The following is a 21,029-nucleotide window of genomic DNA, read 5'->3' as shown; positions in this document are numbered from 1 at the left end:
GCAGTTTCACCAATTTCAGGTGATGTTGCAGTCACTTTTGGTGCGATCGCAGTTTCACCAATTTCAGGTGATGTTGCAGTCACTTTTGGTGCGATTGCAGTTTCAGCAATCTCAGATGATGTTGCAGTCACTTTTGGCGCGATCGCAGTTTCATCAATCTCAGGTGATGTTGCAGTCACTTTTGGTGCGATCGCAGTTTCACCAATCTCAGGTGATGTGGCGCTAACTTTTGGTGCGATTGCAGTTTCACCAATCTCAGGTGATGTGGCGCTAACTTTTGGTGCGATTGCAGTTTCACCAATCTCAGGTGATGTGGCGCTAACTTTTGGAGCGATCGCAGTTTCACCAATCTCAGGTGATTTTGCAGTCACTTTTGGCGCGATCGCTGTTTCACCAATTTCAGGCGATGTTGCAGTCACTTTTGGCGCGATCGCTGTTTCACCAATTTCAGGCGATGTTGCAGTCACTTTTGGCGCGATCGCAGTTTCACCAATCTCAGATGATGTTGCAGTCACTTTTGGTGCAATCGCAGTTTCACCAATTTCAGGCGATGTGGCGCTAACTTGTGGTGCAATCGCAGTTTCACCAATTTCAGGCGATGTGGCGCTAACTTTTGGCGCGATCGCAGTTTCACCAATCTCAGATGATGTTGCAGTCACTTTTGGTGCGATCGCAGTTTCACCAATCTCAGATGATGTTGCAGTCACTTTTGGTGCGATCGCAGTTTTACCAATCTCAGGCGATGTAGCGGTAACTTTTGGTGCGATCGTTGTTTCACCAATTTCAGGCGATGTGGCGGTAATTTTTGGTGCTTCACCAATCTCAGGCGATGTGGCGGTAATTTTTGGTGCGATCGCTGTTTCACCAATTTCAGGTGATGTGGCGGTAAGTGGCGCGATTGCAGTTTCACCAATCTCAGATGATGTTGCAGTCACTTTTGGTGCGATCGCATTTTCACCAATTTCAGGTGATGTGGGGCTAACTTGTGGTGCGATCGCAGTTTCACCAATCTCAGGCGATGTAGCGGTAACTTTTGGTGCGATCGCAGTTTCACCAATCTCAGGTGATGTTGCAGTCACTTTTGGTGCGATCGCAGTTTCACCAATCTCAGGTGATGTGGCGCTAACTTTTGGCGCGATCGCAGTTTCACCAATCTCAGATGATGTTGCAGTCACTTTTGGTGCAATCGCAGTTTCACCAATTTCAGGCGATGTGGCGCTAACTTGTGGTGCAATCGCAGTTTCACCAATTTCAGGCGATGTGGCGCTAACTTTTGGCGCGATCGCAGTTTCACCAATCTCAGATGATGTTGCAGTCACTTTTGGTGCGATCGCTGTTTCACCAATCTCAGGTGATTTGGCGCTAACTTGTGGTGTGATCGCAGTTTCACCAATCTCAGGCGATGTGGCGGTAATTTTTGGTGCTTCACCAATTTCAGGCGATGTGGCGGTAATTTTTGGTGCGATCGCTGTTTCACCAATCTCAGGTGATGTGGCAGTAATTAATGGTGCTTCACCAATTTCAGGCGATGTGGCGCTAATATTGGCTGAGGTAGGTGTTAACTGAACAGGCGCACTGGCTGGAGATTCACTCGTTACACTGGAGTCAATTTCTTGTTCTATTGCAATAGGGCTTTTTGCAACTGAAGACTCAGAATTAGGTACAGCAACATGTGGTTGGGGCGCATAGCTCTGCGCCCCAACGCTATTTTCATTATTCGCTAAAGGATTGAGTAAAGTAGGTGCATCATTTACATCAGGTGAGGTAAGTGCTGACGACAAAGTTAGAGAATTATCAACGACAGCATTATCTGTGACCAAATTATTTGCGGTACTTTTTAATATTAAGTCTGGTTCAATGGCTGTAATTGCCTCTAAATTACTATTGGTATTTGCTAATAAGCTATCTTCTTTACGATTAATCGTAATTTTGTTTTCATCAAAAGCTTGCTCAATATTCTTAGTTGCAGATGATTTCACTGCTTTTTTAGTTCTCGATGTGGATTTTGTTTTTTTCTCTGGTGGTTTTTGAGATTTATTTGTTTTTTTTGATTTAGATTTACTTGGAATATTTATTTCCGTCAAAATCTCATTACTCGAATTGTTATCAATGCGATTTGGCAGTATATCTGTAATATTACCTTTTCCTGATTCATTACTCTTAATATTACTTTTATCTTGTAGGGCTATTGCATCCAAAGAATCAAATTCAAGTAATGGAAACTCACTATTTATATCCTGAGTATCCCCACTATCCCAATTTATTAATGGTTGGATCGATGCTTCATGTTCACGAGACAATAAAAATTTAGAGGAGCTGACTAATGATGGTTTAGTTTGTATAGTACTGATAAAATTACTTCGCAAATGTAGAGAATGAGACTCTTTTCTCAATCCCATTCTATGAAAATGAGATAAAGATGATATTACCCCAAGTGGATGAACATTGTTTCCTAATGGAGATTGAATAATTTGCATAGTTATAATTGAAAAATAGCCAATTAACTAGAAACGAAATATCCTGTTTTTTGATTTCGTTGTACAGAAGTGCCTCCTCCTGTAGCCCTTGCAACTTGTAACCCTTCATAAGCTAAAGTTAATTCTTCAATGGCAACTGCATTTCCATCTGCTTGAAGTGTAGGTGTTTTCCAAGTTATGGGAATAGCACCAATCAAAGTCCAACTCATCATTGTTTCACCAGCCTGATTGAAAATCAGAATGTTGACATTGCGTCGAGATGTCTTCTTTTTTTCATCAAAAACTGCACTCATCCAGTTCCAAAAACCTGGATGATCTGTAACTCCACGTTTAAGAGTTATGTCTGCAAATTCTGTATGACCTAAATAAATTCTTTGCTGGTCGTTGACACCACCTTCATTAAAAACATTTTTCTTAATTTGAACACTTAATCCTGAACATTCAGTAAAAGATGCAGCAATAGTATTGTCTATCTCTACATAGAAACGATTAGTAGTGACATAGTTTAGTTCGTGAGTAATGTTGCCATTATTGGAACTTGGAGTAACCTTGCCATTATTAGAACTTGGAGTAATGTTGGCATTCTTAGGATTTGGAGTAACCCTGGCATTTTTAGGAGCTGTAACCATCACAACCACCTCTGAGAACTATAATTACCTACCCTTTCACGCTGCGATCGCAGGTCTTCTAGCAAAAGTTTATATACGTGTTCTGTCAGTTGGTTCATAAGCAGTGAGTCGTTGAGATATTTACTTGCCGTTTTAGCGACTTTGTTGGCATTATAAGTTACTGAAACCCCAGCGTAGCCAGCAGTACCGCCAACATCTCCATCGAACGTGAAAAAAGTTTGTTGCTGTTTTGAGTCCATAAATAAAAAAATCTCTCCTAGAATCAAGGCTAAAGGTACTGCATCAGAATCAAAAGTAGCCAAAAGTCTAACTTGGTCTTTGCCTGGATTTAGACTTTGGGTGAATTGTGTTACAAGTGCGATCACTGTACTATAGATGTGTAAACCAGCAAATATTCATCCACCTACTGCTTGGGCATCAGGAGAAAAAAATGAGAGAACATGTAAGCCAGTCCAAAAAAGCTACCACTGCTTCCTTCTCAATACCATCTCTCAAACACCGGATACCCGGCTTTGGTTTAGAATCCTCACAAGCTTCACCCCAAGCAGTTCCATTGGTGCAACCACTTCATAAACCTCTGACACACGACATTAGTCGAATGTCACTGCATTGTCCCCAAGCAAAACTCTCAATTAGCCAGCCTGGGGATAAATATGAACAGGAAGCTGATAGAGTCGCACAGCAGGTAATGCAAAGAATGGCGCAACCTGTAAATCGCCAGTCTATCCAACCAGAAGCATTGCCAGAAGAGTCAGAATTGCAGATGAAACCAATGGCAAATTTCATCACACCTTTGATGCAACGTCAAGAAATGCCAGAGGAAGAAGAATTACAAATGAAATCTCTGGACAATAGCACACTGCAACGACAAGAAGCACCAGAGGATGAAGAAGAATTACAAATGAAGCCGATGGTGCAGCGTCGGGCTGAGGCTAGGATGGCTGCTGCACCAGACCTGGAAGCGTCCATCAACCAAGCAAGGGGTGGCGGACAGGCGATGGCGGACAACATCCGCCATCCGATGGAGGTGGCATTTGGCGCTGATTTCAGTGGGGTGAAGGTTCACACCGATGGTCAATCTGACCAGTTGAATCGGTCAATTCAGGCGCGGGCTTTCACGACGGGGCAGGATGTGTTCTTTCGGCAGGGGGAATATAATCCTGGGAGTCGGGGCGGTCAGGAGTTGTTAGCGCATGAGTTGACCCATGTTGTCCAGCAGAGTGGGGGGGCGGCAGGTATGGTCAAGGATCCAAACGTAACTAAGGGATCGGGAGAAACTATGCGGGTGGAACAACCAAACAAAGGTGGCTGGTCTGTGCAAGAGACACAACCGGGCGTGGGCATACAACTTGCGCCTAATTCTAATCGCATCCAATACGGGGAGTGGTTTTCCGAGAAGTTTTTAAAGGATCATGTGTTCCACGGCGATCGTGAAAGTGCTATGGAAGTGGCTAAACGGCGTGCAGGACAGGTGCCAAGGAGTACTCTGATCACACAGAATGGGGTACAGCAAATCATCTCCGAGATCAAGGCGCAAGTATTACAGGGGAATCTTGAAGGGATACTCACAACAGAAACAAACATCACTTATGCTGAGTGTCAATATAACACCAGAGGAGAACCAAAAGAACCGAAAATTAAGTCAGGCAGACTTAATTACGCATTCAGGAATAACAAGGTGCATCATTTGGATGGAATGGAGTTGGATTAGTGCGATCGCTCAAAGTGCAGTAATAAATGCGATCGCTGTTGTCAGGTGTGTTAACTAATTACAGAAAGAGGTAACAAATGACGGGTCAGCCCCCCATTGCTGCTAACGAGGCATTCAAGCAGTTCGAGCGCGACAAATTCTCCCTGGTGGCCCAAGGATATGATCAAGCGATCGCTCAAGTAACCTCTCAAGTTGATCAAGCCATATTAAACAACTTTTCTGAAATTTATTAATTACAGCCAGGGGCAAAACTCGTGTAGCCCTCCTGATAGAGCATGAGTTAGGAGTCAGGAGTCAAAAAGGCTTTTTATCTGGCTTATAGACCAAAGCACTGTACCTGACTAACTTGCAATTCGCTGGATGATATGCGCTCAAATCCTCATTGCAACTGTTTGCTGATAATAGCCAACATGATTTCAGCTTGATTTTAGACTTTTGATGAATTGTGTTAAAAGTGCGATCGCTGTACTCTAGATATATGAACTAGCAAATATTCATCAACTTACTGCTTGGGCATCAGGAGAAAAAAATGAGAGAACATGTAAGCCAGTCCAAAAAAGCTACCACTGCTTCCTTCTCAATCCCATCTCTCAAACACCGCATACCCGGCTTTGGTTTAGATTCCTCACAAGCTTCACCCCAAGCAGTTCCATTGGTGCAATCACTTCATAAACCTCTCACCCACGACATTAGTCGAATGTCACTGCATCGTCCCCAAGCAAAACTCTCAATTAGCCAGCCTGGGGATAAATATGAACAGGAAGCTGATAGAGTCGCGCAGCAGGTAATGCAAAGAATGGCGCAGCCTGTAAATCGCCAGTCTATCCAACCACAAGCATTGCCAGAAGAGTCAGAATTGCAGATGAAACCAATGGCAAATTTCATCACGCCTTTGATGCAACGTCAAGAAATGCCAGAGGATGAGTCAGAATTGCAAATGAAATCTCTGGACAGTAGCACACTTCAACGACAAGAAGTGCCAGAGGATGAGGAAGAATTGCAGATGAAGCCGATGGTGCAGCGTCGGGCTGAGGCTAGGATGGCTGCTGCGCCAGACCTGGAAGCGTCCATCAACCAAGCAAGGGGTGGCGGACAGGCGATGGCAAAGAATATTCGCCATCCGATGGAGGTGGCATTTGGCGCTGATTTCAGTGGGGTGAAGGTTCACACCGATGGTCAATCTGACCAGTTGAATCGGTCAATTCAGGCGCGGGCTTTTACGACGGGACAAGATGTGTTCTTTCGGCAGGGAGAATATAATCCTGGGAGTCGGGGCGGACAAGAGTTGTTGGCGCATGAGTTAACACATGTTGTGCAGCAGAATGGGGGGGCAGTGCAGCGACAGATAGACAGGATCGTAACGCCAACAGTTATTCAACGGTTTGCAACTACCTACACCCCAGACGCAGATCATGCCTACACAGGTGGTAAGGGTATTACAGCCAGAGTAGGAGCACAAAGCGTTAAAGGGCGAATTCCGGGAGGAGGGATACCTCCAATCATCAATCATGTGGGGGCTATCAAAGGTCGCTATGTAGCGGGACATTTGATGAATGAAGAAATAGGAGGACTAGCAGACAATCCGAATTTGACTGTACTTAGTATTCAGTGTAACAATTTTCATAAAGGCTACGAACGAAATTTGAAAACCTTAGCATATTGGGCTGGTTTTATTGAGCGTTCTGATGTCAGTTTGACTCAAAAGTATGGAGATAAGGCGTATGAGCATGGGGCTGACTACAAAGTAGAGGTAGTTACCCCCAGTCCAGACGGCACCGCGACCTTTCGTGCAGAGCATTTGCTCGTGAGCGGTCTGAAGCTATCAATCACGCCTATTCGTATCCACAAGGTAACAAGAGTAGAAGAACCTTGGCCAGAGATGTCAGCGTACAAAGTGACCGACGCAATTGTGCAGAATGTACCTCCGTATCCCCCTGCTCCTGGTACAAGACCACCGACTAAGGTGAAACCGCAGCCTTCATACAAATCAGATAACGATGACTACACTGACTATAATAAGAGTCCATCGGCAATCACTACGCGGTCAAATCGCACCTCTAGAAGGCCTAAGCCTTATTAACAATACCAATCACTACACTCAAATTATCTGTAGGCTATTCAGTGCGATCGCATGATCTTGTAGGGTGCGTTAACGAAGTAACGCACCGAACCAATCTAATAATGCATTACGGCGTAAACAACCAAATCGCTTGTCAAATATCCTACCACAAACCCTTAACGCACCCTACGACAGTGCGATCGCCTGATCTCGTAGGGTGCGTTAACGAAGTAACGCACCGAACCAATATAATGGTGGATTACTACGACAGATATTGATTCGGCATGAACAATGGGTATTTTAAAACAATCAACTCATCAATGAATACTCATGCCTAATTACCGCGCCCGCCAAACTTCCTGGTGGTACTTATTTCCTCACCCAAGTAACTCATCATCGCCAACTTTGGCTGATCACCGACATCGCACGCCTTGTACTCCGCACTGCTATTACTCATGTGCGTCAAAAATATCCCTTCACCATTGACACATTTGTGCTTATAAGCGATCATTTCCATTGTTTATGGACGTTACCAGAAGGAGATAGCGATTTATCAACTCGACTGCGATTAATTAAAACCTTCGTCACCAAAAAGTATGGGAGCCAATTGGGAATTAATGCTGAGATTTCCACCTTTCGACAAAAACGACTTGAACGCAATTTATGGCAAAGACGATTTTGGGAACATCTAATTCGGGACGATAGAGATTTTGCCAAACATTGCGATTATATTCATTACAATCCTGTGCGATATCAATTATGTCTGACTCCGCAGGCTTGGCAGTTTTCAACAATTCATCGATTTATCAATCAAGGTATTTATCCGCCAAATTGGGGAATGATTGAAATTCCAGAAATGCTTAACAGTATTTGGGATATGTAGAAGAGTTGAGGTGTGGTGCGGTGCGTTACGCTGTCGCTAACGCACCCTACATAGCTTCAGGGAAGGCGGAAGTTGCTACAGACTGCGTAGAAACACCCAAACGTGAAGGCAGAAGTTGCTACAGACTGCGCGAAACACCCAAACGTGAAGGCGGAAGTTACTTCCGGGAAGGCAGAAGTTGCTACAGACTGCGCGAAACACCCAAACGTGAAGGCAGAAGTTACTTCCGGGAAGGCAGAAGTTGCTACAGACTGCGCGAAACACTCAAACGTGAAGGCGGAAGTTAATTCCGGGAAGGCAGTAATGCGCTCTTTTCTGTTTTACAGCAGTTTTCATGTATTTGAACCACATCTGTCGTAGGGGCGCAAGGCCTTGCGCCCCTACAAACCCATGCGCCCCAAGATGCGCCCGTACAAACTAAGATGCCCAGCCGAAAACCGCGATCGCTCGGATCTTTGATTGCAGGGTTTAAAATGGCAGTTACCAAGCGGATTAATGTATTGCGAGATACACCAAGCGTGCCAATATGGCAACGCAATTACTACGAACACATTATTCGTAATCAGGTAGCATTACACAAAATTCGTAAATACGTGCAGATAAATCTCCAATCATGGAATTGCGATCAATTGCATCCCGACAATCCTTCAAAATGGTAATCTAGGGGCATCGGCGCAACTTCTGGTGTGGGGGTAGGGGCGCAAGGCCTTGCGCCCCTACACGCTTTTTAATTACACAACATATACAGTGAAATTCACTAGGTTATCCTGACCAAATCGCAGTGAATCACCATTAAGCAGTCGATATTGCATACCAGAAGTTAGAGAAGTATTGTTTAAATAAATACCATTAGTACTCATATCAACAATCATGTATGCATTTTGCGACCAGTCCCAATCGACTCGCGCATGACGACGAGAGATTATTCCCTCACTGGGGATACCTGTCAAGTCAATTTCTGGCGGCGCTATTCCTGGACTCTGACTGCGACGACCAATGTAACCTCCTTCCCCAACGAGGTTAAATTCTCTTCCAGTGGTATGAATCAACTTTAAGAGTGGCGCTCTTTGAGGTGGGGGAGTATAAACAGGCGGTGTTGGTGGATAATAAACCCGTTGCTGATAGACTGTTGAATGATCAACAGGAACTTGTTGCGGAACTTCGTAGTTAGGCTGGTTTGTTGGTGGCCGCTGATACTGAATAGGTGGTTGTTGACTAGGTGGTTGTTGACTAGGTGGTGGTTGATTAGGCGGTGGTTGACTAGGCGGTGGTTGACTAGATGGTTCTGGTGTAGAGGAAACTACATTACCGAGAGGAGTGGAACACCAGGGACAAACCTTAGCATTGTTAGGCAGGGCACGGTTAAAATATTCGCAACTGGGATTAGGGCACCGATTTGCAGGCATAAGAATTTATATCATCAGGCATAGGTTGTAAAGCTACAAGACCTACTTTACTAAGTAAACACTGACCCTGACGAGTGGTTAGCATCTGGGCAAATGTAGAACCACCTGGTAGGCGGCTGCTGTCTTTAGGGTAAACTACAAAAATTGGGTATCCCAAAGGGTAGCTTTGGAAAGTTGTGACATCAACATAATAATCATCATGTTGACACAAATCATCTGAAGGATTAATTGAGCGGCGATCGCGCCGTTGAAACAGAGGTTGAATCGCTGATTTGTTGCCATCTGCGATCGCTAGGGGATAGCCAGTACACTGACTCGAAGTTTTACTGATAATCCCAAAACTGATGATACCAGGAGTTCGCCCCTTTAGAGTCTCGCTGCGTATCTGGTTTTGGGTTTTTGTTGTATCAAGTTTAGTAACCTTTGCAAATAAAGCTTCGTCCTGAGGGGCGTTTTTGAGAACTATTTCTTGAAATTTACTGATTGCTTCCGGTTCAGTTGGAGCAAAAGGTTTCAGAGTCAGATTTGGAAGTTTGGGACTAATTTGCTGCCAATTAGTAATTTTACCTGTATAAATTTGACGCAATTGCTCAAGACTTATTTCCCCCCCAAGAGCATTAGCAAGATTTGAGTCTCTCTTATTAAATGCTACAAATACCAGTAACCCATCATAAGCAACTGGTTTTTTAGCAAGCTTATCTGTGATATTGTCTACCAAACTAGTAATTGCAAAATCTTTTTTGCTTGTTTGGACTTCTTCAATACTTTTAATCGGATTATTTATATTTGATGACAAAACAGATTCATAGTTAAATGTTGCTGTTGCATCTGACTTTGGTCTGGTCAATAAATCTCCTAAACGACTGTTGTCCACTGGTTGTGTCAAAACAAAGCTCCATGTACTGTCTTTTTCTCCTGTATAAGTAAATTGTCCGGAAGGAATGTTGGGGACTTCAGAGAAATTCCGCACAAGTCCAGACCATTGGATATATTGATTAAAACTAACTGTTTTCTTACCCCAAAGCCAATACCAAATTCCCCCCGCAAGTAATAATAAAGCCAGAATTATTAGCAGAATTAAGGGCATTGGAAAACGCTTTTCTATTTCTTGAGAAGCTGGCGATCGCGCTGAACTTTTGCCATGATCTTCTTTGGGAAGTTCCAGCAGTGCTTGACGAGCTGCTTCTGCACTCTCGAAACGAGTTTCCAGCCCAATTAGTCGATAAATAAACTGCTTTAAATGGCTATCGGTATCTGGCCATTGTTGATTATCTCTAGGATCGAGAGGCTGGTTGGATGAAAAATTAGTTGTGCGTCCTGCCCATAAAGAAAAGGCTACCAATCCTAATGATTCTAAATCTTGCTCCGGTCTGACGGGCGCGGGTTGAGGAATAATGGGCGGAAGAAATAAGTTTTCCCAGATAGCTAAATCACAAAAGTATATAGAAAATTTTTGATTATTTTCTATTTTAATTAAAGTACTATCTAAATTGATGTTGCCGTGAGTGATACCGAGTTGTGTTTGGTTTGAGGGAAAACGCAGCTTTTGGGTGTGGAGAAACTGGAGAGTTTGTAGACCTTGATTTAGCACCTCACGGACTTCAGGAGATGTCATTGCTCCCTTGTCTATTAGATATTTACCTAAAGTTTGAGATAACTCTACTCCTTTAGTAATTAAATAACAGCGTTCTCCTTTTTCATCAGCGATCGCTTCTTTAGTTTCGACAAGACGGAAGTTTTGAATTCTACTATCGGCTAAACTTACCCCACCCACCTGTTTGAAAGTCTCTTTCCGCTTCCGAGTCTCGCTTTCATTAAAAGAACGATCGGGTAGCAGGTATTCTTTGATGATTACAGGCTGTTTGTCTTTGAGTTGGATACCTGAATATAAGCGGCCTAAACCCCGCACACCAGCAAAACTAGCTATTTGATAAGTCCCCTGATTTCCTTTAATCTCAGCCTGCTGCGGTAAAGTTGCTGGAAAACCACATTCCAAGCAAAATTTAGCACCCTTGATTTGCTGCGCCGTTTGGAAGGGGCGATCGCAAGTTAAGGGAGAATTGTACGAGCAGGGGTATTCTTGATAAAAAGATTCAAATGAAGGCATATACAAAGAGTTTCGTGAATTGCGCCGATTACTTCTGTCGCGCTCAAGCGTGAACTAATCCTAACTTGAGAGCAGCCACAATAGCTTGAGTCCGGCTAGTAACCTTCAATTTTTCAAAAATACTTGTGAGATGCGCCTTAACAGTAGCAACTGTTACATATAAATGTTTTGCGATTTGTTCATTAGAAGCACCTTGAGTTAACCAGTGTAAAACTTCTTGCTCTCTTTGGGTTAAACGCACCTCATGAGATGCTTTTACACTAGAGTCTGAATAAGCCTGAAAAAACCGGAAAAATCGACTAGCAACCTCTGAAGGAAGATAAATTTCTGACCTTGTAACAGTGTCAATAGCTTCACACAATTGTGTTGCCAAACGATTTTTAAACACATAACCTGCGGCTCCCGCTTGCATTGCTCTAAAAATCCAGTCATCTTCTTGATGAGCCGACAATACTAAAACCTTGCCAGTGTAAGCAGTTTCCTTAAGACGTGCCAAAACTGTAATCCCATCACATCCTTTCAATTGCATATCCAGCAAAATTAAATCTGGACACTTCTGGGCTGTTAATTTTAAAACTTGCTCTACAGTATCAGCATCACCCACAACTTCTACAGGTAAAGCAGAATTAATACTATAAAAGTTGAGGAGGGTACGTAACCCCTGGCGGAAGCGTTCTTCATCATCTACCAGCAAAACTGAAAGTTTTTTATGATCATTAGTCATATTTGTAATTACGAATTACGTTAGCGTAGCGGGGCTAGCCCATTACGAATTATAAATTATTTATCTCCTCCTTGGTCGAGGCAAAATCAGAGAAAATTGCGCTCCCCTTTCTGACAAAACTTGTGCCCAGATACTTCCTTGATGATCCAGGATAATTTTTTTAGCGATAGTTAAACCCAGCCCTGTACCTCCTCTACGTCGGGAATAAAATGGGCTAAATACTTTTTGTAAATCCTCTTGAGATAGTCCTGGACCTTGATCTAAGATTTTAATTAAAACTTCATCTTGAAAAATTTGCCAGCTACAGGTAATAGTTCCTGAATTAGGACTGAAATGAACAGCATTACTGAGGAGATTGTCAAATACTTGTTTCATTTGCAATCTGTCTATCTTCAGTATTGTCGATGTATCGGGAATCGATATTTTAATTTTTTTCTGATTAATTAGAGGTTGTAAATTTGTGATACTTTCAACTACCAAATTTCTTAAATCTTGAAATGTTACCCTTAATTTTGCACTTTGACCACAATCAATAAGCTCATTTAAATTAGTATCTAAATCTTCTATACTTTCGCCAATGATTGTTGCTTGCTCTTGCCAAGGACTATCCTTTAACCCTAAGTATAAGTTATGGGCATACAATCCAATAAGTCCTAGAGAGTTACGCAATTGATGACCTACTCGATGCAGGATATTTTCCAGGAGTTGAATTTCAGTTTTTTGTCTTCCATAGTCTAAGTAAATATCTACATACTTACTCAGGAGCATAGCAGAGCGTTTTACGTATAATTGCAAACTCGATGACAGAGGTTCATGAGTAATGATTTGAATGTATTCAGGTTTTTGATTTCTATAGCCTATGGGACAAATGTAAGAAATGGATGAAAAGTCATTAAGTCTAAATTCATGTAAAGTCAAAGCAGGCGGAAAGTCTGTAAGCCATGCTTCTGACCGCAAATAAGCTAAAATTTTTGGCGAAAAAGAAGCTTGGTCTTGACCATAATGTATAACTTCCTGATGATTTTTTAGTAAATAATCATGATAGACAATCCGAGCGAAAAAAATTGGATACTGACTAGTTAGCTGCTCAGACTCTAGCTGACAAAAGCTCTGAATATCTGAGGAATTCAAATAATTAGAGCCATTTTCTAGTTTTTGTAAAGAAAAGCCTAGTGTCATAGCTTTAACTCGCTTTTTACAACCAAATATTTTTACTTTTCTGCTGACCAGTATAAAATTATGCAGGATCAGTAATATTTATTTTTTGTTAAGTTATTTTGTTAGATAATTAATCCAAAGAATTATTAAGTTTGTATTCACTGGTGCTTCTCACCTTCCTAACGCTCTTCTTACTCTCATTAGAGAATATTTAAACCCTTGTTTCTCCGTGCTAGGTTCCAAACAAGGATTTTTTGGCTTTGCTGATAAAGCGAGACTTTTAAAAAGATTCAAGGTCAGCATCTTATTTTTCTATCCTCAGAGATATAAAAGAGCGCTAATTTCAAGGGATAGACTGATCTACAAGTTGAAGTTACTGCTTTTCGGATTTTTGAAAAACTAATATTTTCCAGCCCTCTCAATCATCATTCTGGGGAAACTAGGGAGTGAGGATGATCAAGCAGGGGGGAGATGGAGAATAACTACTAACTAAACGTGAGTTCGACGGTTCATGTGGTATTGCCGAATGATCTGAGTCAAAAGCCTCTAAGAGGTTTTACTACGCAAAACCGTCCCTCTCGCCCGTCGCAAAGGACAGACTTGAACTTTATTTTAAGTCAGGGAGAGGTCTTTTGACTTACGTTAACTAATGCCCAATGCCCCATCCACAAATATCGACAAAAGTCTAATTAACTTTAGAAGGCTGATACATATACTCTAGATGTATCTGGATTAGCTACCAGCACAACACCTTCATGCTTATCTTCGTTCTTCAAACTTTAGCCGAAATTCTAGCTGGAGGAACCTCACTTACCAGTACGGAGCAAATTGACTTTAGCCATCCTGGTAATCGAAGGGAAGAGGGAGCAGGTCCGACTCTCAATTTATACATTTATGATATTCGTGAGAGTAAGCAGTATCAACAAGCCGGAAGGCAAGTTGAACGTAATACTACACGCCATCTACAAGCTGGCACTGTAACTTGGGCACCTGCTTGGTTTGATGTTTCGCTGCTATTAACAGCCTGGGATAGGACGACTTTAGGCGAACATCATTTCCTTAGTGAAGCTTTGACCGTACTTATACGCCATCGAGCTTTGGAGGAAGAGTTTTTAGTTCCTGAATTGCGGGGTAATGGTAGTTTGCCTATGATGATTGGAATACAGCCCTCACTTGAGGTTGGCGGCTTATGGAGCGCTCTTAATGTACCTTTGCGTTCAGCCTTATATTTAACAATAAGCGTGCCTTTTATTACGCAATCTACTACAACACCTTTGATTTGGGAACGAATTTTTCACCTGCGAAATAACATGCATGAGAATGGTAGCAACCAAATTCTGACCAAGCGAGTAGTAATTGCAGGTATGGTCAAGAGTGAGACAACAAATCTGCCACTGCTGGCGACAAAAGTTACTCTGCTGGGAACTAAAAAATTCATGGAGAGCAACAAAGAAGGACTGTTCTTTTTTGAAAACCTTGAGATAGGTAACTATGTTTTAAATCTAAATTGTCCTGGTTATTTATCCAAGAATATTAATGCATTGGTAGATAACCAAAGTCATACCTTCAAGGAGATATTTCTAACTCCTGAATAATTAACTTTTTACTGACTTGGAGAGACTTTCATGGCTAGACTTGATTACTTTGCTCCTGGTGTCTATATTGAAGAATTTGACCGGGGGAGCCGACCGATTGAAGGTGTTAGTACAGCAGTTGCCGGGTTTGTAGGCTTTACAGAAGATGTTCGAGATGATGCTGAACTCTTTAAGCCAATGTTGGTGACTACTTGGACGCAATATCTGAACTATTTTAGTCGTCCTAATTCTGATGGTTTCACCGATTTCAACGCCTACTTACCCTTTGCTGTTTATGGCTACTTTATGAATGGTGGTGGTCGTTGCTGGGTGACAAGCATCGGTACTCAGTTACCAGGCGCACCCAAACCTGCGACTCCAGAACCTACCACCCTAAGAATCAACTCTCGTGGGAATCGTCCAGCCCTTCGGTTTACTTTGCGCCCCGAACAAGCAGGAGGCGGATTAGTAAATATTTTAATTATTGATGGTTCTCCTCGTGCCCTACCTGAAGGTACTGAAGGAGAAGCTCCTCCAAATACGGGGGAATATTTCACAATCCAGATTCGTCGGGGAGATGAACTTCTAGAGCAATACGAGAACTTGACGATGAACCGCGAGCCTGGTGCTCAAGCAGCATATGCGCTGGCAGCATTGAGAAATTCTATGTATGTCAGTCTAGAAGACATTACTCAAAGCGGACAGCCTTTAACTCGCCGTCCGGTTAATGGTCAGTACGAACTAGCGCCACCAATTGTTGCCCCCTCGCTGGATAGATTTTCACGAGATATAGAAGGGGTTCGGGACGATCGCACAGGGGTACGCGGTATTTTTGAAATTGATGAAATTACAATGCTGGCTTGCCCTGATTTACTGAGGGCTTATCAAGAACAAGTGCTGAACTTGGATCAAGTCCACGGGATCATGGAACTGATGATCAGCATGTGCGAGGGTTCTGCCAGTGGCGATATTCCCAATCCACCCAACCGCATGGTTGTACTTGATGCACCACCGGACGCCGTTAAACCCCAACAGGTGGTGGATTGGTTGAATAGATTTAACCGTCGTTCGATGTTTGCAGCCCTTTATTACCCTTGGATCAAAGTTGCTAACCCGCGCGATCGCGGCAATCCAATTCTAATACCTCCTTGTGGTCATATGATGGGTGTTTGGGCACGCACCGACGAAACCAGAGGTGTTTATAAAGCGCCTGCAAATGAAGTACCCAGAGGCGTAATTGGTTTGGGTTACGACACCAATTTCCGGGAACAGGAACTATTGAACCCACTGGGGATAAATTGCATTCGCAATTTCCCGAACCGAGGTATCCGCATTTGGGGGGCACGAACTTTAGTTGAGCCAGATAAAACAGAGTGGCGTTATATCAGCGTGCGTCGGTTGATTAGTTACATAGAAAAATCAATTGAACTAGGCACTCAATGGGTAGTTTTTGAACCGAATGATCAAGATTTGTGGGCACGTGTTATCCGTACTGTCAGTAACTTTTTAGAGCGGATTTGGCGTGAGGGTGCTTTATTTGGAGCTTCACCAGAACAGGCATTTTATGTTAAATGCGATGCGGAATTGAATCCACCAGAAACTATGGTTTTAGGTCGTTTGTATGTCGAAGTAGGTGTTTGCCCGGTTAGACCGGCAGAGTTTGTGATCTTCCGCATCAGTCAATGGAATGCACTTGATGAGCAATAACTAATTAAGCTAACCTGCTTACATATTGCACTACTTTCCATGAAGAACGTCATTAGTCATTAGTGATTATTCCTTTGTAAACACAAATGACAAATGATAAAGAGAGAAGTCTGAGCGCCAGCTTTTGGTGTTGGCGCAGCCCACTATTCGCGTTGGCGTACCCCTTAGGGGAAGCCTCTCGTAGAGAAAAGAAGGCATCAGAACTTCTCCTAAGGGAGACGCTGCGCGAACGGTGATAACCCTTAATGCGTAATAGCTTAGTATTTTCTGCAATTTTTCCACATTATTAATTTATTAGGAGATGAGATATGCCTGGAGAATATGTTGTTGCTTCTGTCTTCTACTTTGAAGCAGATGGCATGACTGACAAATTCGTTCAATCAGTCGCAGGAATGGGGGCAAAAAATAATACTACTAAAACCATTAGAGGTTCAGGCAAAAATGGTAAGATATTACGTCAAAACCTTCCTGGACAGGCTGAGTTTAATAATGTCACAGTAACTGTGACTTACAATGGTGAAGAAGACCTACACAAATGGTATTTAGCTTGTAGCCAAGATGGAAAAGCTCGTCAATGGAATGAGAATCGTAAAAATTTCTCAGTTGTTGGTTATAGCCAAGATAAGTCAACTGAAATAATCCGTTATGACTTTAAAGGTTGCTTTCCCGAATCATATACAGGTCCAGAATTCGATATTACAAACAATGATCCTGCAACAGAGAAAATTGAAGTGTCTATTGAAAGTTATGAGATCAAAGCAAAGAAAAAAGACGTAAAATAAACAACTGGAAACTCAATTATTGGGTTTTATCAAGGGATGAATTAGCTGTCTGTTTTTGACGGGAGGTTGCTATCACTTATAGATAGCAACCTTGAGTGCTAAGTTAAATTAGATTTGCATAACAATTTAAAGTTTCAAATTCACTATGAAATAAAATGGCTCCAATCCCACCTGAATTGCTCACAGGTTATCATTTTTTTTTAAGATTAGACATAGGTACAAATGATAGTGATGGCTACTTTTTAGAATGCCAAGGTTTCAAAAGAACCCAGGATGTAATTGAAATTTGTGAAGTCACTTCTCAAAAATGGGGAAGTGCATCAAAAGGGAAGGCGGTTATAACTAAACTTCCTGGCAATGCTAAGAGTGGTAATATTACTTTACGTAAAGGTTTGAGCAACTCCAAAGATTTTTGGAAGTGGTTTGAAGAAGTTGAAACAGGGAAGTGGGCTAAAAAGCGTGAATTTATTTCTTTATCTATTTACGATCAAGCAGCCACAGAACAAGCTAGATTTGAATTAGCTGGTGCTTGGCCTACTAGTTACAAAATTGCTGATTTTAACGCTAACAGTCATGAGATAGAAATTGAGGAGTTGGAGATTGCTTTTGAGGAATTTAAACGCGTGAAATAATCAGGAGGACTATGTTTCCCACAGAGTTTGAATTTACACTGCCGAAGGGGTATCTAGACTCTGAAGGCAACCTCCACCGCAAAGGTGTAATGCGGTTATCAACGGCGATAGACGAGATTGCACCTTTGCGTGACCCACGCGTTAAAGCTAATCCCGTTTATGCCACAATTATTATCTTGGCGCGAGTGATTACCGACTTGGGTGCTTTATCAGAAGTGACTCCGGCGATAGTGGAAAACTTTTTTGCCCAAGATTTAAACTACCTCCAAGATTTTTACCGTCGAATTAATGGATTGGAAAGCGAAACTTCCCTACCAGAAGATACAATAAATTCCCCTGAGCCACTTCTTCATAATTAAGTTGGGAAATGGGGAATAGGGAGATGAAGGAGCAGAGGAAGAACTATTGATTATTGCCCAATGCTCAATACAACTCTTAGAGAGGCTACGCCAACAACCCCGGCTCCATCGAGGGAAGTCGAGATGCTCTGTACAAGTGCCCAATGCCCAAATAAAATTACCTATGCGCCGTAAAAAGGATACTTTCTGCACAGAATTTACCTTCACTCTTCCTAGAGGGTTGAGTGATGGTGAAAACCGAGTACATCGTCAGGGGGTGATGCGTTTAGCCACCGCCAAAGATGAAATTTTGGTGCAACAAGAGCGCAGAGTTCAAGAAAATCCAGCTTACGGCGTATTGGTAATGCTTGGACTGGTTATTACTCGCTTGGGCAGTTTCAACTCTGTTAGTCCTGATTTACTCGAAGGACTGCTCTTACATGACATTGCCTATCTCCGAGAATTTTACAATCGAATCAATCAGCAAGGCAATGTACACATTCCGACACAATGTCCCCACTGCAATACTCAATTTTCAGTGGAGCTAGAACTAGCGGGGGAGTCGTAAGCTACCCCTCTGATACTTTATATGAGGAGGTAGCTTTTATTGCTTATCATTTTCACTGGTCACAAGATGATATTTTAAACTTAGAACACACTACCCGTCAGCGCTGGGTAGCAGAAATCAATAAAATTAACCAAAAAATAATATGAAAGTAAAAGTTAGCTACTCACCAAATCTAAATGAAGTCAATGAAGTTGACCTGACCATAGAAACTACACCCAGAGGAGAATGGTTAATAGGTCGTTCTCCTGATTCTGATTTAGTCCTAGACAGCCCTGATATCAGTCGGTTACATGCTAAGTTTTTTGTTAAAGGTGGAAATTACTACTTCTCTGACCTTGGCAGTAGAAATGGCTCAATATTTAACGGTAAACAGGCTGAAAAAGACCGACCATATTCTTTGAGTGATGGAGACGTCATCCGGATTGCAGATTACGTTTTGATCTTGGAAGGAGTTACTCCTGCCTATGAGCAACCAGAGACAGTCTTTAGAATTATAGATCCTTCACTGTTTTCTCGACCGCGATCGCCTGAAAATGTCAGCGCTTCCAATGTTGCTAATCCAGCCCCAGAAGTAGTTAACGAAGTTCCAGCGCCAATTAGTAACGAAGTAGAAACACCTGAAATTAATCCTCCTTCCCCAGAAATCAGCGAAATCTCAGAAGTTGTTGCAACTCAACCTGATGATGTCATCCCTGAAAACATCATTCAGTCACCAGAAGCAGTCAGCGAAGTTCCACACGATGTCCATAATCAAGTTGGGGATTTGCGGACATCAGTTGCAGCAGAAGTCAGCGCAGACGCTGAAAAAGTAGAAGTTCCAAAAGTCAACGAAGCCTCAGAAGTTTTTTCTACTGTAGCTGATGATGCGATCGCTTCACCTAAAAACATCATTGAAACTCCTGAAGAGGAAAGTGTTCTTCCAGAAACCACTCACGACGAGGAAGCAGCACTGGCGGCAGAATCTACTTTCGTACAGCAGCGTGATACAAGTGCCATTCCCGAAGCTACCCACAATGAGAATGCAGAGTTGGAGGCAGCACTGGAAGCAGAAGTCACCTTCGTTCAGCCACGTGATTTTTTCAGCGAAGTTCCTGCAAAAGAGAGTACCGTTCCCGAATCTACCTCCGATGAGGATGCAGAGTTGGAAGCAGCACTGGAAGCAGAAGTCACCTTCGTGCAGCCGCGTGATTTTTTTAGCGAAGTTCCTGCACAGGAGATTGCCGTTACAGAACCTACCCATAATGAAGTAGTAGATTTGGATACATCAGTTACAGCAAAAGACAGCGCAGATGTTGAAGAAGTAGAACTTAGTTCTGCTATTGATGAAACAGAAAGTGAAGTTCCTGAGATCATCAGTCAAACTATTGAAGAGGTTTCTGAAGTAGAAGCAACTCAATCTGATGAAACTCCAGAAGAAACAAATGTAAGTGAGCCTTCTCAAATGATCATTGAAAGAAACATAGTACTAATTGCTCACGAAAGCAAGAAATCAGAACTTGCGGAATTTGTTTCTCAACATCAGGAATTTTTCTCGCAGAGTTTTACAATTACCTGGCCATCTGTTAGCGAAGTTTTACATCAACAGGCGGGGATAACTATTAGTCAAGAAACCGCCGCACCGACTTCTGGAGGATATCAAACAATTGCATCATTGGTTGGATCAGGAGAAATTTTAGCAGTTATTTTCCTGAGAGATTTGCTGCAACCTCAGTCTGGTCAAGCAAATGAAGAAGCACTGCTAAGGCTATGCACCATTAATCAAGTTTTACTGGCAACTAATTTGCCAACAGCAGAGGCGATCGTGCATTATCTTAAATCGACAGTAGACTAGCACTAAATTATTCATTGAACAATAATATCCCCAACTTCTTAAAGAAGTCGGGGATATAGGTATTTCATTATATTTTATGAAAAGTTTCAAATTGCGTAGAATAATTTCAATAATAAAAATTAATCTAAAAATATACATATATTTTAAAGTAAAATCTGTTAAAAAAAATGGTTGCAAATTTTAAAAGTTTTTTTAGACAAAAAGGGTAGGGGCACACCAATGAGCAATGCTGTGCCCTGCATCCAAACCAGAACCGCTATATTTTACCGTCAGCGCTATAGTCGTTGACACTAAAAAGCGCCCTCCCAATTTGGGAGAGCGCTTTTCGATTTAGCTAAACTTTGCTATTTAACCGTTGATAGCAGGAGCGGTTAGAGCTACAGGAGCAAAGTCACCTGCTGCCAAATCTAGGGGGAAGTTGTGAGCATTGCGCTCGTGCATCA

At 42.4% G+C, this 21,029-nt stretch carries 20 protein-coding genes and 2 pseudogenes; 14 read left to right on the top strand and 8 right to left on the bottom strand.

Annotated features, from left to right (window positions below; translation table 11 throughout):
• From V7K49_RS03855 to V7K49_RS03845, 3 genes and pseudogenes are all read right to left on the bottom strand, one after another.
• Window positions 1-2,300, bottom strand: a pseudogene (locus V7K49_RS03855) (hypothetical protein); the annotation flags it as partial.
• A gap of 200 nt (window positions 2,301-2,500) precedes the next feature.
• Window positions 2,501-3,106 carry a phage tail protein gene (locus V7K49_RS03850; RefSeq protein ID WP_273765449.1) on the bottom strand — a complete coding sequence of 202 codons (606 nt, stop codon included), beginning with the start codon at window positions 3,104-3,106 and terminating at the stop codon, window positions 2,501-2,503.
• Window positions 3,106-3,471: a hypothetical protein gene (locus tag V7K49_RS03845; protein WP_335204578.1), complete on the bottom strand. Its 366-nt coding sequence runs from the start codon at window positions 3,469-3,471 to the stop codon at window positions 3,106-3,108. The genes V7K49_RS03850 and V7K49_RS03845 overlap by 1 nt, the downstream gene beginning before the upstream one ends.
• A gap of 65 nt (window positions 3,472-3,536) precedes the next feature.
• Here V7K49_RS03845 and V7K49_RS03840 point away from each other — a divergent pair, with 65 nt between their 5' ends.
• The 6 genes from V7K49_RS03840 (at window position 3,537) to V7K49_RS03815 (ending at window position 8,418) form a co-directional block, all read left to right on the top strand.
• A complete protein-coding gene (locus V7K49_RS03840) occupies window positions 3,537-4,817 on the top strand; it encodes an eCIS core domain-containing protein (RefSeq protein ID WP_335204577.1) in 1,281 nt (426 codons plus the stop codon).
• Between the two features lie 77 nt (window positions 4,818-4,894).
• Window positions 4,895-5,050: a hypothetical protein gene (locus tag V7K49_RS03835; RefSeq protein ID WP_335204576.1), complete on the top strand. Its 156-nt coding sequence runs from the start codon at window positions 4,895-4,897 to the stop codon at window positions 5,048-5,050.
• 296 nt (window positions 5,051-5,346) lie between these two features.
• Window positions 5,347-6,897, top strand: a complete 1,551-nt coding sequence (locus V7K49_RS03830) for an eCIS core domain-containing protein (protein ID WP_335204575.1) — start codon at window positions 5,347-5,349, stop codon at window positions 6,895-6,897.
• A 295-nt stretch (window positions 6,898-7,192) separates the two neighbouring features.
• Entirely contained in the window at window positions 7,193-7,759 is a 567-nt protein-coding gene (locus V7K49_RS03825; protein ID WP_335204579.1) for an REP-associated tyrosine transposase, read from the top strand.
• A complete protein-coding gene (locus V7K49_RS03820; protein WP_335204574.1) occupies window positions 7,747-8,046 on the top strand; it encodes a hypothetical protein in 300 nt (99 codons plus the stop codon). Before V7K49_RS03825 ends, V7K49_RS03820 begins: the two co-directional genes overlap by 13 nt.
• A 135-nt stretch (window positions 8,047-8,181) precedes the next feature.
• Window positions 8,182-8,418 carry a hypothetical protein gene (locus V7K49_RS03815; protein ID WP_335204573.1) on the top strand — a complete coding sequence of 79 codons (237 nt, stop codon included), beginning with the start codon at window positions 8,182-8,184 and terminating at the stop codon, window positions 8,416-8,418.
• Between the two features lie 72 nt (window positions 8,419-8,490).
• On the opposite strand, the gene V7K49_RS03810 is transcribed toward V7K49_RS03815, so the two are convergent.
• Genes V7K49_RS03810 through V7K49_RS03795 form a run of 4 tightly spaced genes read right to left on the bottom strand, consistent with a single transcriptional unit; the run spans window position 8,491 to window position 13,175 of the window.
• A complete protein-coding gene (locus V7K49_RS03810) occupies window positions 8,491-9,165 on the bottom strand; it encodes an FHA domain-containing protein (RefSeq protein ID WP_335204572.1) in 675 nt (224 codons plus the stop codon).
• Complete coding sequence (locus V7K49_RS03805) at window positions 9,143-11,272, bottom strand: substrate-binding domain-containing protein (protein WP_335204571.1); 2,130 nt, start codon at window positions 11,270-11,272, stop codon at window positions 9,143-9,145. The genes V7K49_RS03810 and V7K49_RS03805 overlap by 23 nt, the downstream gene beginning before the upstream one ends.
• Before the next feature lie 43 nt (window positions 11,273-11,315).
• Entirely contained in the window at window positions 11,316-11,996 is a 681-nt protein-coding gene (locus tag V7K49_RS03800) for a response regulator transcription factor (RefSeq protein ID WP_334865349.1), read from the bottom strand.
• 60 nt (window positions 11,997-12,056) lie between these two features.
• Window positions 12,057-13,175, bottom strand: a complete 1,119-nt coding sequence (locus tag V7K49_RS03795; protein ID WP_335204570.1) for a sensor histidine kinase — start codon at window positions 13,173-13,175, stop codon at window positions 12,057-12,059.
• Window positions 13,176-13,909: 734 nt separating this feature from the next.
• On the opposite strand from V7K49_RS03795, the gene V7K49_RS03790 reads away from it, so the two are divergent.
• The 8 genes from V7K49_RS03790 (at window position 13,910) to V7K49_RS03755 (ending at window position 20,586) form a co-directional block, all read left to right on the top strand.
• A complete protein-coding gene (locus V7K49_RS03790; protein ID WP_335204569.1) occupies window positions 13,910-14,749 on the top strand; it encodes a DUF4255 domain-containing protein in 840 nt (279 codons plus the stop codon).
• 30 nt (window positions 14,750-14,779) lie between these two features.
• The gene (locus V7K49_RS03785) at window positions 14,780-16,435 is read left to right on the top strand and encodes a phage tail sheath family protein (RefSeq protein ID WP_335204568.1); all 1,656 of its coding nucleotides are present in this window, start codon (window positions 14,780-14,782) and stop codon (window positions 16,433-16,435) included.
• Window positions 16,436-16,743: 308 nt separating this feature from the next.
• Window positions 16,744-17,217 carry a phage tail protein gene (locus V7K49_RS03780; RefSeq protein ID WP_335204567.1) on the top strand — a complete coding sequence of 158 codons (474 nt, stop codon included), beginning with the start codon at window positions 16,744-16,746 and terminating at the stop codon, window positions 17,215-17,217.
• 176 nt (window positions 17,218-17,393) lie between these two features.
• Entirely contained in the window at window positions 17,394-17,849 is a 456-nt protein-coding gene (locus tag V7K49_RS03775) for a phage tail protein (protein WP_335204566.1), read from the top strand.
• A gap of 11 nt (window positions 17,850-17,860) precedes the next feature.
• Entirely contained in the window at window positions 17,861-18,208 is a 348-nt protein-coding gene (locus tag V7K49_RS03770; RefSeq protein ID WP_335069542.1) for a hypothetical protein, read from the top strand.
• 163 nt (window positions 18,209-18,371) lie between these two features.
• Window positions 18,372-18,755, top strand: coding sequence for a phage tail assembly protein (locus V7K49_RS03765; RefSeq protein WP_335204565.1), 384 nt, complete (start codon window positions 18,372-18,374; stop codon window positions 18,753-18,755).
• The gene (locus tag V7K49_RS03760; protein ID WP_334865336.1) at window positions 18,698-18,901 is read left to right on the top strand and encodes a DUF6760 family protein; all 204 of its coding nucleotides are present in this window, start codon (window positions 18,698-18,700) and stop codon (window positions 18,899-18,901) included. Before V7K49_RS03765 ends, V7K49_RS03760 begins: the two co-directional genes overlap by 58 nt.
• A complete protein-coding gene (locus V7K49_RS03755) occupies window positions 18,898-20,586 on the top strand; it encodes an FHA domain-containing protein (RefSeq protein ID WP_335204564.1) in 1,689 nt (562 codons plus the stop codon). Before V7K49_RS03760 ends, V7K49_RS03755 begins: the two co-directional genes overlap by 4 nt.
• 348 nt (window positions 20,587-20,934) lie before the next feature.
• Here V7K49_RS03755 and V7K49_RS03750 read toward each other — a convergent pair.
• Window positions 20,935-21,029: pseudogene (locus tag V7K49_RS03750) on the bottom strand (photosystem II protein D1); the annotation flags it as partial.

The organism is Nostoc sp. (genome assembly GCF_036919675.1).
GTDB lineage: Bacteria > Cyanobacteriota > Cyanobacteriia > Cyanobacteriales > Nostocaceae > Nostoc.
The sequence above is the reverse complement of the archived record's forward strand: the minus strand, read 5'-3'. Positions and strand labels throughout refer to the sequence as shown.